Here is a 13,423-nt window from a genome sequence, read left to right on the forward strand (position 1 = left end):
GTGCGGGTTCGACGTTCCGTCAAGGAGACGAAACACATGGCTATTGGCACCGTCAAGTGGTTCAACGCTGACAAGGGCTTCGGCTTCATCACCCCGGACGGCGGCGGCGCCGACGTCTTCGCCCACTTCTCGGCGATCCAGTCCTCCGGCTACCGGAGCCTGGACGAGAACCAGCGGGTCGAGTTCGAGATCACCCAGGGCCAGAAGGGCCCGCAGGCGGAGAACATCCGCCCGCTCTGATCTTCGGATCACCCCGTAACACCCACCGCGCCCTCCCGGGCGCAGTGACGGCCCGGCCCGCCCCGCCGTCGACCTGATCTTCAGGCGGCGACGCGGTGGCGGGCCGGCCCGTACCACCTTCGGTTCGTGCTTGTGAGTCCCGGCGGACGAGTCCTCCGGTCGACAGCGCCGCACCTGGCGCCCTCCCTCGACACGTGCCGCGTCGAGGAAGGCTTCTGCATGACCACCGTCACCCCGTCCTTCGCCCACACCGGTCTGGCTCCGGCGCTGCTCGCCGAGCTGACCGTGCAGGGCATCATCGAGCCGTTCCCGATCCAGTCGGCCACGCTGCCGGACTCGCTCGCCGGCCGGGACGTGCTCGGCCGTGGCCGTACCGGCTCCGGCAAGACCCTGGCGTTCGGCCTCCCCACCCTGTCCCGCATCGCCGGGCGGCGTGCCCGGCCCGGTCGGCCGCTGGCCCTCGTGCTGGTGCCGACCCGCGAGCTGGCCCAGCAGGTCACCGCGGCCCTCGCCCCCTACGCCCGGGCGGTCGGGCTGCGCTGCGCGACCGTGGTCGGCGGCCTCTCGCTCAACCGGCAGGCCGACGAGCTGCGCGCCGGCGCCGAGGTGGTCGTGGCCACCCCGGGGCGGCTGCACGACCTGATCAACCGCGGCGACGCACGCCTCGACCAGGTGGCGATCACCGTGCTCGACGAGGCCGACCAGATGGCCGACATGGGCTTCCTCCCGCAGGTCACCAAGCTGCTGGAGCAGGTCGCACCGGACGGCCAGCGAATGCTGTTCTCGGCCACCCTGGACGGCGGCGTGGACAAGCTGGTCCGTCGCTTCCTGACCAACCCGGTGACCCACTCGGTGGACCCGGGTACCGCCACGGTGACCGCGATGACCCACCACGTGCTGCACGTCGACGCGGCGGACAAGCCCGCCGCGCTGACCTGGATCGCCGCCCGCGAGGGCCGCACGATCATGTTCATGGGCACCAAGCACCGCGCCGACCGGCTCGCCCGCCAGTTGCTCGCCAAGGGCGTACGCGCCGCCGCTCTGCACGGCGGCAAGTCGCAGCCGCAGCGGACGCGGATCCTGGAGCAGTTCCGCAACGGACAGGTGACCGCGCTGGTCGCCACCGACGTGGCGGCCCGGGGCATCCACGTCGACGGGCTGGACATGGTGGTCAACGTGGATCCGCCGACCGAGGCGAAGGACTACCTGCACCGGGGCGGACGCACCGCCCGGGCCGGCGAGTCCGGCACCGTGGTCACCCTGGTCCTGCCGGAGCAGCGCCGGGACGTCTCCCGGCTGATGGCCGCGGCCGGCATCCGGGCCCGGTCCACCCAGGTACGCCCCGGCGACGAGGCGCTGACCCTGGTGACCGGCGCGCAGGAGCCCTCGGGCGTGCCGGTGACGATCGCCCCGCCCCCGCCGGCAGCGGCTGCCGCCGGTAACCGGGCCGCCCACCGGCCGTCGGGACGCTCGTCGGCGGGGCGTTCGCGCCGGCCCCGGCGGCCCCAGGCCCGCTGACCGGCCCGCCGACGGTCCGCTGACCGCCGGCCACTCACGGCCTACCACTCACCGCTCACCGCCCGGCGCTGTCCGTCAGCGCCGGGCGGTTCCGGTTGGGATGGTTCCGGCCACGCTGTCTCCACCCGGGCCGCCGGTACCCCGCTCTGGGCTGGTCGACGGGTCGCGCCCGCTCGACGGGTCGCGCCCGGTCTGCGCGCTGGCCCTGGTTCCGCGTCGAGCGGTCGCCGCACCGGGTCCCGGCCGGCTGCGGCGCCGGTCCCGGCATCGTCGGAGGACGTTATTCCTGTCTGGCATAAATATGCCAGACAGGAATAACGCTCAGGAGTTTCCAACCGCCGGTCGCGGAGGCCGACCGCCGGCCGCCGGACCCGAGCCGGAGCGCTCACCATCGAGCCCGACCGCCGAGTCCGAGCGCCGTGCTGAGTCGGGAATCAGCGGTCCACAGTCCGATCCGTGACAGTGCCCGTCCGGCACGTCGACCAGGCTGTCCGGTGGGGGGACGAGCCGGGCGGACCGTTCGGCGCGGGAGGAGCGACCATGACGGCGGACACCGGCTCGGGGGCGGTGCGGGAACTGTTGCTGGTGGTGGCGTTGGCGGCAGCGGGCGTACTGCTCGCGCTGATCGTGGTTTTCACACCGTGGCACGCGACGCCCGACGGGGCAGCGCCGGCCGGCCCGGTCGAACTCCGCAGTCCGACCGGGCCGACGGACGGCACCGCGGGCTGACCGGTCAGCTCGGCAGCGGATCGTCCACGGGCGGGCGGTGCGGCACCCGCAGCAGGTCGGCGAGGGTGGTCTGGTCCACCACCAGGGCGATGGCCCCGTGCACGGCGAGCCACACGTCCTGCAGCCCGGTGGCCACGCCCTGGTAGCCGGCCCGTTCGGCGGGCAGCCCCCGTACCGTCGTCAGCGAACCGCCGACGGAGCGGAGCACGTCGCCGACGGTGATCTCCTCGGCGGGTCGGGCCAGTGCGTACCCGCCCTCGGTGCCCCGGTGGCTGACCAGCAGGCCGGCGCGGCGCAGGTCGACCAGGATGCCCTGGAGGAAGCTCAGCGGGATGTCCTGGACGTCGGCCAGCGACGCGGCCTTGACCAGCTCGCCGCCGCCGGCGGCGACGGCGAGCATGGCCCGGAGCGCGTAGTCGCTGCGCGCGGAGACGTACACGTCACTGACCGGCCGGGTCCAGCACGCCCCAGCGCCGCCGGATCGCCCGGTCCGCGGCACCGAAGGCGGCGTCCACCACGAGACCCACCACCAGGATCACGATCATGATGGCGATCAGCCGCTCCGCGTCGGAGAAGTCCCGGGCGTACGTGAGTTGGGCGCCGATCGACGTGCGGGTGGCGATGACGACGAGCAGTTCACCCGCCATGAGGCTGCGCCAGGCGAACGCCCAGCCCTGCTTGAGCCCGGCGACGATCGCCGGCAGCGCGGCGGGTGCGATCACGTACCGGTAGAGGTTCAGCCGGCGGGCGCCCAGGTTGCGGCCGGCCCGCAGCAGCAGCGGCGGTACGTAGTCCACGCCGTAGATGACGCCGTTGGCGATCGACGGGGCCGCCCCCAGCACCACCACGAAGAAGATCGCCTGCTCGGTGAGCCCGAAGAGCAGGATCGCCAGCGGGAACCACGCGATCGACGGCATCGTCTGCAACGCCGTGATCATGGAGCCGATGGCCGCGCGCAGCACCCGCACCCGGGCCACCGCGAGGCCGAGGGCCAGCCCGATGACCAGAGCGGCGGCGAAACCGAGAGCCGCCCGCCGACCGGTGGTGAGCAGGCCGTCCCAGAGCGCCGCGCTCAGCATGTACTCACCGAGGTCGGCGAAGACCGGCCCGGGCGGCGGGAGGACCCACGGCTCCTTCCAGCCGGTCCACGCCACCACCTGCCAGATGCCCACCGCCAGCGCGAGCGCCGCGACCTTCGGCCAGGTGGCGGCCCAGAGCCGCGCCGCACGGGAGGTCTCCTTGTCCCGTCCGGCGATCTCCAGCGCGTCCAGCCCGGAGATCTCGGCGTCGCTGCGCTGGGCGGTGGTGAGGGTGTCACTGGCCATGGCGGCCCACCTCCGTACGGAGCCGGTCGGTGACCTCGGCGGCGATCGCGGAGACCTCCGGAGAGTCGATGCGTCTGGGCCGCGGCACGTCGACCCGGGTGGAGTAGATGATCCGACCGGGGCGGCTGGACAGCAGGATGATCCGGTCGGCCAGCCGGGCCGCCTCCCGGACGTTGTGCGTCACGAAGAGGACGGTGAGCTTCCGCTCGGTCCAGATCCGTTCCAGCTCGTCGTGCAGGATGTCGCGGGTCATCGCGTCGAGCGCGCCGAACGGCTCGTCCATCAGCAGCACCGGGGTGTCCAGCGCGAGGGTCCGGGCGAGCGCGACACGCTGCCGCATGCCGCCGGACAGCTCGTGCGGGCGCTTGCGGCCGAAGTCGGCGAGGTGCACCGTGCGCAGCAGCTCGGCCACCCGCTCCCGGCGCTCGGCCCGGGGCAGCTTGCGCAGCTTCAGCGGCACCTCGACGTTGCCCTCGACGGTCGACCACGGGAAGAGCGCCGGCTCCTGGAACATCAGCCCCGGGTTGACTCCGTCGGGCAGGTCGATCCGCCCGCCGGTCGGCCGGTCCAGCCCGGCGACCAGATTCAGCAGGGTGCTCTTGCCGCAGCCGGACGCGCCGACGAGGCAGACGAACTCACCCGGCGCGACGTCGAGCGAGACTCCGTCCAGGGCGAGGACGGCGTTCGCCCCGCGCCCGTACACCTTGGTCACACCGTGCAGCGCGACCGGAGCGGTCGCGCTGCACGGCGTCGTCGTGGTCGACGTCATGGCTGGACGACCTCGGGCTTGCCCTGGTTCTTCAAGGCCTTGTTGAGGTAGCTGAGGTCGTAGAGGCCGTTCAGGTCGACCGGCTGGGTCAGCTCGACGGCGACGGCGTGGTCGAGGCCGGCCTTCAGCGACGAGGCGATCGGGTCGTTGGTGAACTCCAGCGTGGGCCACGCCTGCTTGATGAGCTTGAGGTCCAGCGGCTTTCCGGTGATCTTGCCGATGTGGTCGGCGATGGCCTGGTGCGCCTCGTCCGGCTTGGTGTTGACGAACTCGTTCGCCGCGACCTGGCCGTCGACCAGCTTCTGCACGACGTCCGGGTGCTCCTTGAGGAACTTCGTGCTCACGATCAGGTTGGTGATGACGAACTTCCTGTCCGGCCAGAGGTCCCGCTCGTCGACGAGTACCTTGCCGCCGGCGTTGACCAGCCGCGAGACGAACGGCTCCGGCACCCAGGCGCCGTCGATGGCGCCGGTGTTGAAGGTCTCCACCGTCTGGGAGTTCTCCTGGGGGACGATCTGGACGTCGCCGCCGCCCTCCTTGGTGGTCTTGAGGCCCTTCTCCTTGAGCCAGTAGCGGATCGCCACGTCCTGGGTGTTGCCGAGCTGCGGCGTGGCGATCTTCTTGCCGCGCAGCTGCTCCCAGGAGGTGATCTCGGGCTTGACCACCAGGGCGACGCCGCCGGACGCGGCGCCGGAGACGACCCGGACGGCCTGGCCCTTGGACTTGGAGTGCGCGTTGATGGTCGGGTTCGGACCGATGTACGTCGCGTCGAGCGCGCCGGAGAACACTGCCTCGATCGCCGAGGGGCCGGCGTTGAAGGTGGTCGTCTCCAGCTTGACGCCGGTGCCCAGCTTCTCGGCGAAGATGCCCTTCTCGACGCCGACCACGGCGGGGGCGTGGGTGATGTTGGGGAAGTAACCGAGGCGCAGGGTGACCGGGCCGGACCCGCCGCCCGCGCTCTCGCTGTCGTCGCCGCAGGCGGCGGCGGTGCCCAGGGTCGACACGCCGACGGCGGCGACGGCGGCCAGGGAGACCAGCCGACGCAGGGGGGAGCGTCTCATCATCCATCCAATCCGCAGTATTCCTACTTAGTTGGTAGGAAGACTGGGTCAGGACCCGACCACGGTCAAGACCCGTCCGAATGGCGGGACGATCCATCTCAGGCTTGACGTCTATTCCTACCGACTTCATAGGTTCTGCGGCGGTCGGCGGCGGCGCAGAGCCGACCGTGCGGTGGCGGTGCGCCGTCGCTCGGTCGGCGGCCCGCGACGGGTGGCGGGAGGTCGGGGGTACGGAAGGTGCCGACGCGCTAGGGTCGATCCCGTGCCGACGCGGAGAGCCAAGATCCCAGCGACGAAGTATCCGGTCGAGCGGTTCACCCTCGACAACGGCCTGCGGGTGGTCCTCACGCCCGACCGGAGCGCCCCGGTCATCGGGGTGGCGGTCGTCTACGACGTCGGCATCCGCTCCGAGCCGGAGGGACGCACCGGCTTCGCCCACCTCTTCGAGCACCTCATGTTCCAGGGCTCGGAGAACCTGGAGAAGCTGGCCCACTTCCGGCACGTGCAGGGCGCCGGGGGCACCTTCAACGGGTCCACCCACCTCGACTACACCGACTACTTCGAGACCCTGCCGAGCAACGCGCTGGAGCGCGCGCTGTTCCTCGAGGCGGACCGCATGCGCGGGCCCCGGCTGACCGAGGAGAACCTGCGCAACCAGGTCGACGTGGTCAAGGAGGAGATCCGGGTCAACGTGCTGAACCGGCCGTACGGCGGGTTCCCGTGGCTGACCCTTCCGCCGGTCATGTTCGACACGTTCCCCAACGCGCACGACGGCTACGGCTCCTTCGACGACCTGGAGTCGGCAACGGTCGCCGACGCCGCCGACTTCTTCAAGCGCTACTACGCCAGCGGCAACGCCGTCCTCGCGGTCAGCGGAGACATCGACGTCGCCGAGGCGACCGCACTGGTCGAGCGGCACTTCGGCGACGTGCCGGCCCGCCCCGCCCCACGGCGGCCGAGCTTCGCCGAGCCGGACCTGACCGCCGAGCGGCGCACGTCGTACACCGACCGGCTCGCTCCGCTGCCGGCGATCGCCTCGGCCTGGCGGGTGCCCGACCCGGTCACCGACTTCGCCGGCTACCTGCCGTACGTGGTGCTCGCCGAGGTGCTGACCGACGGCGACGCGTCCCGGCTGGTCGAGCGGTTGGTCCAGCGGGACCGGTCGGTGACCAGCCTGGGCGGCTACCTGGGCTTCATGGGCGATCCGTTCGACGTGCGGGACCCCACGGCCCTGCTGCTCCAGGCGCACCTGCCCCCGGGCGGCGACGTCGACAAGGTGCTGCGCACGATGGACGAGGAACTGGACCGGCTCGCCACCGACGGCCTCACCGAGGGCGAACTCGCCCGTACCCAGGCCCGGATGGCGACCCACCTGCTGCGGGACACCGACGCGGTGCTGGGCCGGGCCCTGCGGATGGCCGTCCTGGAGCAGCAGCGCGGCGAACCCGGCCTGCTGAACGAGCTGCCCCGGCTGGTCGGCGAGGTCACCGACGAGCAGGTACGCGCCGCCGCCGCCACCCTGCGGCCGGAGCGCCGCGCGTCCATCGAGGTCATCCCCGGAGGCGCCCGATGAGTGCGACCGTCCCCACCGCGCCGCGCACGCTGCCGCCGCTCGGTCCGACCCGCAAGCTCAAGCTGCCGAAGCAGGCCGAGCGCACGCTCGGCAACGGCCTCACCGTGATCGCCGTACGCCGGCCGGCGGTGCCCCTGGTCGAGCTGCGGCTCTGGATGCCGTTCGGTCGTGCCCCGCTGGCCCGGGGCGCGATGCTCGCACAGACCCTGCTCTCCGGCACCGAGTCGATGACGGCCGTGCAGATCGCGGCCGAGTTGCAGAAGGTCGGCGGCGGGCTGTCTGCGGGCATCGACCCGGACCGGTTGATGCTCTCCGGCGCCGGTCTGGTCACCGGACTGGACCGGATGCTGGAGATCCTCGGCGACGTGCTGACCGGAGCGACGTACCCGGCCGACGACGTGGCCACCGAACGGGACCGGCTGGTCGACCGCATCCAGGTGGCGCAGAGCCAACCCGCGCACCTGGCCCGCACCGCGCTGCTCAAGCGGATCTACGGCAAGCACCCGTACGCGGTGCAGACCCCGGAGCCCGACGCGATCCGGGCGGTCCGGCCGGGCGTGCTGCGCACACTGCACGCCCAGCGGGTGCACCCCGCCGACGCGGTGCTGGTGCTGGTGGGCGACGTGCAGCCGGAGCGGGCGCTGGACGCGGCCGAGAAGGCCCTGTCCGGCTGGAACGGCGCCGGGCACACCGCCGACCTGCCGCCCGCTCCGCCGCTGGAGCCGGGCCCGCTGCTGCTGGTGGACCGGCCCGGGTCGGTCCAGTCGTCGCTGCGGGTGGCGCTGCCCGCGGTGCCGCGTACGCACCCGGACCACGCCGCCCTGCAACTGGCCAACCTGATCTTCGGCGGCTACTTCTCCTCCCGCTGGGTGGAGAACATCCGCGAGGACAAGGGCTACACCTACGGCCCGCACTCCCTGGTCGAGCACTCGGTGGCGGGCTCCGTGCTGGTGGCCGCCGCCGAGGTGGCCACCGAGGTCACCGGCCCGGCGCTGCTGGAGACCACGTACGAGCTGGGCCGGCTGGCCTCGATCCCGCCGAAGGAGGACGAGCTGGAGCAGGCCCGCCAGTACGCCCTGGGCACCCTCCAGCTCGGCATGTCCACCCAGGCCGGCCTCGCCTCGCTGACCAGCGCGTACGCGGGCAACGGCCTGCGTCTGGACTTCCTCGCCGAGCACGCCGCGCGGCTGGCCAAGGCGACCGCGGCCGACATCGCCGAGGCGGGGGCCCGCTACCTGGCGCCGGCCCGGGCGGTCACCGTCGTGCTGGGCGACGCCGAGCGGATCGGCCCGCAGCTCGCCGCGCTGACCCCGGTCGTCACCGAGCCGGTGTCGGCGTGACCCGTCGGGTCGGTGGCGGTGTCGGCCGTCCTTTCGGCGCGTGCGCGTACCCGCCCGGGGAGTCGGCGTGACCGGCGGGGAGACACCGCCACTGGCCCGCAGCACACTGGACCGGGCGGCGCACCGGCGTACCGACCCCGGGTGGCTGGCGCAGGCGTGGACGCGGGCCCGGGTGCTCGTCGTCGACACCGGCAACGAGGGACGGGCGTTGATCCGGACCGGTGCCACTCCGCCGGAGCTGGTGCTGGTGGAACCGGAGGACGTGCCGGCGCCCGCCGTCGCCGGGGCGATGTTCCTCGGTGTCGAGCCGGACGGCGTACCGGTCTTCCTGGTGGACGCCCCGCTGCCCGCGCTGCCCGGCACCCGGGCGGTGCACCTGCGCGAGGTCGGCCACCTGTTCGCCGATCGGGACGCCGGCCTCTTCACCACCGCTCTGGCGCTGCTCAACTGGCATCGGCGGCACGTCTACTCCTCGGTCACCGGCCGGCGCACCGAGGTGGACGAGGCCGGCTGGTCCCGGGTCGACCCGGAGGGGGACCGGATCTGGCCGCGTACCGACCCGGCCATGATCGTGCTGGTGCACGACGGCGTCCGGGGTCCGGAGGGGCGGTGCCTGCTCGGCAGTAACGCCACCTGGCCGCGCACGCCGGGGGAGCGGCGCTACTCGTGCCTCGCCGGGTACATCGAGCCGGGGGAGTCGGCCGAGGCCGCCGTCCTGCGCGAGGTCCGCGAGGAGGTCGGCGTCCCGGTCGCCGACATCGCGTACGCGGGCAGCCAGGCCTGGCCGTTCCCCGGCTCGCTGATGCTGGGCTTCCTCGCCACGGCCGACCCGGAGCACCCGGTGCACGTCGATCCCGCCGAGATCGCGTACGCCCGCTGGTTCTCCCGCACCGAGATCGGTGCGGCGCTGGCCGGGCGGACGGTGCCGGTGGGCGGCGGTGACCGGCTGATCCTGCCGCCACCGTCCTCGATCGCGTTCTTCCTCGTCCACCGCTGGCTCGACGGCGCCGGCGAGGCCGGTGTGCGTCCCGGTCCGTGACCGCCGTTGCCGCGGCGATCACGGACCGGGAACACGGGCCGTCGTGGTCGGATGGGGCAAGGAACGCGGCGGGGGAGCCGGTCCGACCACGACGGACATCTCGGGTCAGCTGCCGCGGTCGTCCGTGAGACCGCGCCAGTGGTGGTGGGGTGCGTCGAGCGGGAGGACCTTCACCCGTTGCCGGCCGGAACGCACCGCCCCGACCGAGGCGAGGGCCCGGGCCAGGTGCAGTGCCGCCTCCCGGTCCTCGGCGTGCACGACCTGGCGGCGCGGCTCGGGCGCGGTGGTCTCGTCCCGGAGGTGACCGCCGCCGGCCCAGGCGGCGGCGATGTCCACGTCGGCGGCGGCGCGGACGTCGGTGCGAACGATCAGGAACCGCATGGGGGTCTCCGGATGTGTCGCGACGGTCGGGAACCGGGTGGAAGTTCCACGTCACTCTGTCGTCATGTTACGCCCGGTAGCGATCCCAGCAAGTGAAACGCGACCATCGGTTCCGAGCCTCGACCGATCAGGCGACCCCTGGTCGGCGTGGTGGAGCGGCCATCGGCGCGTGTCGCTCCCCACCACCCCCGGCGGGTGGTGTCGGACATGCGACGGGGCCGCCGGCACCTGCCGACGGCCCCGCCCGTGTAGCGGCTCAGTCGAGGTCGAACTCTCCGCTCTTGGTGCCGGCGAGGAAGCCGAGCCAACCTGCGCGGTCGAAGAGCAGGACCGGGCCGCTGCGGTCCTTGCTGTCCCGCAGGGCCACCGCCACCGGGCTGTCGCGGAGCGGGGCGACCTCGACGCAGTTGGAGGTCTGGCTGCGCGTGCTGGTACGCCACGGGGCGTCCGCCAGCTGCGCGAGAACGGACGGCGTGTTGCGGATGTCCTTCATCGTGTCACTCCTGAGATGTGAACGGACCGATGGAACGAGTGGCGAGGCACGACCCGGCGACGGATCCCCCGTGGATCACCGTTCCGTCAGCCGCCCGGAGTGCCGGCGGCGTTGGGGCGGCGCCGTTGCCGCCCCGTACGCCACTGTGGACGGGGCCGCCGCGTCGGGCAGCCGCCCCGTGGCCTCGATCAGCCAGGAGAGGGTGTCCGATTCGGAGAGCGCCGCCGTGCATAGCCACTCGAACACCACTTTATAGCGATTTAGCGCGTTTACCTCGGTCGACATGACGTCGGTGAACCCACCTTCGATCGCCACCGTCTCCGGGTCCTGCGGATCGGCGAACCGGTAGAGCGAGAAGGCGGTCGGCGGCAGGTACCAGCTGCCTATCCGGGTGTCCCGGGGCAGCACGTGGAGCGTGACGTTCGGCAGCATCGCCAGGTCGCAGAGCTGCACCAGCTGCTCGCGGAGCACCCCTGGCGGGGCGGTCCGGCCGCCCAGGGCCGCCTCCTCCAGCACGGCGGTGTAGCGGGGCGCGTCCGGCTCACGGCTCAGCAGCGTCTGGCGGGCCAGCCGCGCCTGCACCTCCGTGTCGATGTCCCCGGCCGCCTCGGGGTCGCCGGCCTCCTCGTCGACCTCGTGCGCCGAGGCGATCCGGATCCGCGCGTACTCGGCCGTCTGGAGCAGGCCCGGCACCAGGACCGGGTTGTACTCGGAGATCACCGAGCACCCCGCCTCCAGCTCGGCGAAGCCGCGCTGCTGCTGGGTCATCACGGGGAAGTTCTTCAGCCAGCCGCGCATGTCGCCGGCCTCCTGGGTGATACCCAGCAGCTCGTCGCGCAGCGTACCGTCGGCCCGGTAGAGGTCGAGCAGGTCACGGACGTCCTGCGGGTCCGGACGGCTGCGGCCGTTCTCCAGCCGGGACAGCTTGGACGCGGACGCCCAGCCGATCCGCTCGATGACCTGGTCCCCGGTGAGACCGGCGGCCTCGCGCAACCGGCGCAGCTCGACGCCGAGCCTGCGCCGCCGCAGGATCGGGCTCGGTGAGGCAGGAGGCACGATGTCCTCTTTCCCGTCGACCGCCGCAGACGCGACGGTAACTGTATGAAATTCGGCCCCCACCGTCAGTATGGACGGCGCGACCCGTGCAGGAGGTTCCCGCGCAGGGCGTGTCTCGCAGAAAAGCGGAGGCGGAAGGGGCGGTGACCACCGCCGACCGCGCCTCCTCCCCCGACCGCGCCCGTGACGGCGCGGACCACCCCCCGACGGAGGGACCCCATGCGCACCGTCCTGTGCCGCCCCGACTTCCGTCTGCTCTTCGGCGGACTGGTGGCCAGCATGACCGCGGAGTCGATCCTGCTGCTCGCCCTCGCCATCTGGGTCAAGGAGCTGACCGGATCGGACGGGATGGCCGGCGCCACCATCTTCGCGATCATCGCGCCGATGACGCTGGCGCCACTGGTCGGCTGGTTCGTCGACCGGTACCCGCGCCGCCCGTTCTTCGTGGTGACCAACATCGTCACCGCGGTGCTGCTCACGCCGCTGTTCCTGGTCTCCGACCGGTCCGAGGTGTGGATCATCTACGCCGTGGGGGCGCTGTACGGCCTGTCGTACATCACCCTCAGCGCGGTGCTCAACGGCCTCATCCGGCAGCTCGTGCCCGTCGAGCTGCTGGCCGAGGCCAACGGCGTGCTCCAGACCGTCCGGCAGGGCCTGCGGCTGGTCGGGCCGCTGGCCGGTGCCGGCCTGTACGCCGCCGTCGGCGGGTGGATGCTCGCGCTGGTGGGGATGGCGGGCTTCCTCGCCGCGGCCGCCGTGGTCGGCGCCCTGCGCGTGACCGAGACGCCCCCGTCCGGACGGGAACTGCGCTGGCCCGCCGAACTGGGCGCCGGCATCCGGCACCTGTCCCGGGAGCCGGCGCTGCGCCGGGCGCTGGTCGGCTACGGCCTCGGCTCCCTGGTGATGGGCTTCAGCGAGTCGCTCATCTTCGCGTACGTCGATCAGGGGTTGCGCCGGGACGCCGCGTTCGTCGGGGTGCTCGTCGCCGTGCAGGGGATAGGGGGCCTGGTCGGTGGCCTCGTCTCACCGGCCGTGGTCCGCCGGGCGGGTGAGGTGGGCACGCTCGCCGCCGGGGTGGCGTGCTTCGGGCCGGCCGCGCTGGCGCTGACGTACCCGACCCTCTGGCTCGGTTTCACCGGGGTGCTGCTGGCCGGGGTGTCCCTGCCGTTGACCATGGTCGGGCTGCACACGCTGATCCAGCGGCGTACGCCCCCGGGCCTGATCGGCCGGGTGGCCGCGGCCGGCGAGGCCGTGGTCAGCGGCCCGCAGGCCTTCTCCATCGGCGCGGGCGCCCTGCTGGTGGGCTTCCTCGACTACCGCCTGCTCCTCGTGGCGGTGGGCGTGGCCGCCCTCCTGGCCGGCGCCTACCTCTGGCACGGCCGCACCCTCAGCCCACCCCCCGCAACCCCCATCCCGTCCCCCCACATCCCGTCCCCCCGCCGCCCCACCCCCACCCCCACCCCCGCCCCCGCCCGCGTCGATCATGAAGTTGTCGCCTCGACACGCCGACGGCGTGGACAACAACTTCATGATCAACGGGGTTGAGGCGGGAGCGCCGGAACGCGACGAGCGGCCGGCCCCGGGAGGGGACGGCCGCTCGTCGGCGGTGCTGCGAACGGTCAGGCGGCCAGGTTGGCCAGGTGCTGCTTGACCTGCTTGATCGAGGGGTTGGTCAAGGCGCTGCCGTCGGCGAACCGCAGCGTCGGGACGGTCTGGTTGCCACCGTTGACGCTCATCACGAACTCCGCGGACTTCGGGTCCTTCTCGATGTCGACCACCTCGTACGCGATGCCCTCCCGGTCGAGCTGCGACTTCAGGCGGAAGCAGTAGCCGCACCAGGAAGTGGAATACATCGTCAACATGGTCAGATCCTCCAACGGTCCGGTCGCGCGGCTTGCC

General features: G+C 72.7%; 15 protein-coding genes. 7 read left to right on the top strand and 8 right to left on the bottom strand.

Annotation, left to right across the window (positions count from 1 at the left end; translation table 11 throughout):
• Positions 1-36 precede the first annotated feature (36 nt).
• From ACTMSW_RS22660 to ACTMSW_RS22670, 3 genes are all read left to right on the top strand, one after another.
• Positions 37-240, top strand: coding sequence for a cold-shock protein (locus ACTMSW_RS22660; protein ID WP_007072850.1), 204 nt, complete (start codon positions 37-39; stop codon positions 238-240).
• Between the two features lie 219 nt (positions 241-459).
• Entirely contained in the window at positions 460-1,758 is a 1,299-nt protein-coding gene (locus ACTMSW_RS22665; RefSeq protein WP_441182683.1) for a DEAD/DEAH box helicase, read from the top strand.
• Positions 1,759-2,298: 540 nt separating this feature from the next.
• Positions 2,299-2,487 carry a hypothetical protein gene (locus ACTMSW_RS22670; RefSeq protein ID WP_441182684.1) on the top strand — a complete coding sequence of 63 codons (189 nt, stop codon included), beginning with the start codon at positions 2,299-2,301 and terminating at the stop codon, positions 2,485-2,487.
• A 4-nt stretch (positions 2,488-2,491) separates the two neighbouring features.
• Here ACTMSW_RS22670 and ACTMSW_RS22675 read toward each other — a convergent pair whose 3' ends face one another.
• From ACTMSW_RS22675 to ACTMSW_RS22690, 4 genes are read right to left on the bottom strand one after another with little or no spacing between them, the layout of a single operon-like run.
• A complete protein-coding gene (locus ACTMSW_RS22675; RefSeq protein WP_441182685.1) occupies positions 2,492-2,926 on the bottom strand; it encodes an RrF2 family transcriptional regulator in 435 nt (144 codons plus the stop codon).
• Position 2,927: 1 nt separating this feature from the next.
• Positions 2,928-3,812, bottom strand: coding sequence for an ABC transporter permease (locus ACTMSW_RS22680; protein WP_441182686.1), 885 nt, complete (start codon positions 3,810-3,812; stop codon positions 2,928-2,930).
• The gene (locus ACTMSW_RS22685; protein ID WP_441182687.1) at positions 3,802-4,581 is read right to left on the bottom strand and encodes an ABC transporter ATP-binding protein; all 780 of its coding nucleotides are present in this window, start codon (positions 4,579-4,581) and stop codon (positions 3,802-3,804) included. Before ACTMSW_RS22685 ends, ACTMSW_RS22680 begins: the two co-directional genes overlap by 11 nt.
• On the bottom strand, positions 4,578-5,642 hold the full coding sequence (locus tag ACTMSW_RS22690; RefSeq protein ID WP_441182688.1) for an ABC transporter substrate-binding protein: 1,065 nt from the start codon (positions 5,640-5,642) through the stop codon (positions 4,578-4,580). Before ACTMSW_RS22690 ends, ACTMSW_RS22685 begins: the two co-directional genes overlap by 4 nt.
• Positions 5,643-5,904: 262 nt before the next feature.
• Between ACTMSW_RS22690 and ACTMSW_RS22695 the strand changes: the two genes are divergently transcribed.
• The 3 genes from ACTMSW_RS22695 to nudC all read left to right on the top strand — a co-directional run bounded on the left by ACTMSW_RS22695 (position 5,905) and on the right by nudC (position 9,594).
• On the top strand, positions 5,905-7,215 hold the full coding sequence (locus ACTMSW_RS22695; RefSeq protein ID WP_441182689.1) for a M16 family metallopeptidase: 1,311 nt from the start codon (positions 5,905-5,907) through the stop codon (positions 7,213-7,215).
• Entirely contained in the window at positions 7,212-8,555 is a 1,344-nt protein-coding gene (locus ACTMSW_RS22700; RefSeq protein WP_441182690.1) for a M16 family metallopeptidase, read from the top strand. The genes ACTMSW_RS22695 and ACTMSW_RS22700 overlap by 4 nt, the downstream gene beginning before the upstream one ends.
• A 67-nt stretch (positions 8,556-8,622) precedes the next feature.
• Positions 8,623-9,594, top strand: a complete 972-nt coding sequence (nudC, locus tag ACTMSW_RS22705) for an NAD(+) diphosphatase (RefSeq protein ID WP_441182691.1) — start codon at positions 8,623-8,625, stop codon at positions 9,592-9,594.
• Between the two features lie 105 nt (positions 9,595-9,699).
• Here nudC and ACTMSW_RS22710 read toward each other — a convergent pair whose 3' ends face one another.
• The 3 genes from ACTMSW_RS22710 to ACTMSW_RS22720 all read right to left on the bottom strand — a co-directional run bounded on the left by ACTMSW_RS22710 (position 9,700) and on the right by ACTMSW_RS22720 (position 11,524).
• Positions 9,700-9,975, bottom strand: a complete 276-nt coding sequence (locus ACTMSW_RS22710) for a hypothetical protein (RefSeq protein WP_441182692.1) — start codon at positions 9,973-9,975, stop codon at positions 9,700-9,702.
• Between the two features lie 256 nt (positions 9,976-10,231).
• Positions 10,232-10,468: a DUF397 domain-containing protein gene (locus ACTMSW_RS22715; protein ID WP_441182693.1), complete on the bottom strand. Its 237-nt coding sequence runs from the start codon at positions 10,466-10,468 to the stop codon at positions 10,232-10,234.
• A gap of 75 nt (positions 10,469-10,543) precedes the next feature.
• Complete coding sequence (locus ACTMSW_RS22720) at positions 10,544-11,524, bottom strand: helix-turn-helix domain-containing protein (RefSeq protein WP_441182694.1); 981 nt, start codon at positions 11,522-11,524, stop codon at positions 10,544-10,546.
• A gap of 219 nt (positions 11,525-11,743) precedes the next feature.
• On the opposite strand from ACTMSW_RS22720, the gene ACTMSW_RS22725 reads away from it, so the two are divergent.
• Positions 11,744-13,069, top strand: coding sequence for an MFS transporter (locus ACTMSW_RS22725; protein WP_441182695.1), 1,326 nt, complete (start codon positions 11,744-11,746; stop codon positions 13,067-13,069).
• A 74-nt stretch (positions 13,070-13,143) separates the two neighbouring features.
• On the opposite strand, the gene ACTMSW_RS22730 is transcribed toward ACTMSW_RS22725, so the two are convergent.
• Entirely contained in the window at positions 13,144-13,386 is a 243-nt protein-coding gene (locus ACTMSW_RS22730; protein WP_441182696.1) for a mycoredoxin, read from the bottom strand.
• Positions 13,387-13,423 lie beyond the last annotated feature (37 nt).

The organism is Micromonospora sp. BQ11 (genome assembly GCF_052068135.1).
In the GTDB taxonomy this organism is placed as follows: Bacteria; Actinomycetota; Actinomycetes; order Mycobacteriales; family Micromonosporaceae; genus Micromonospora.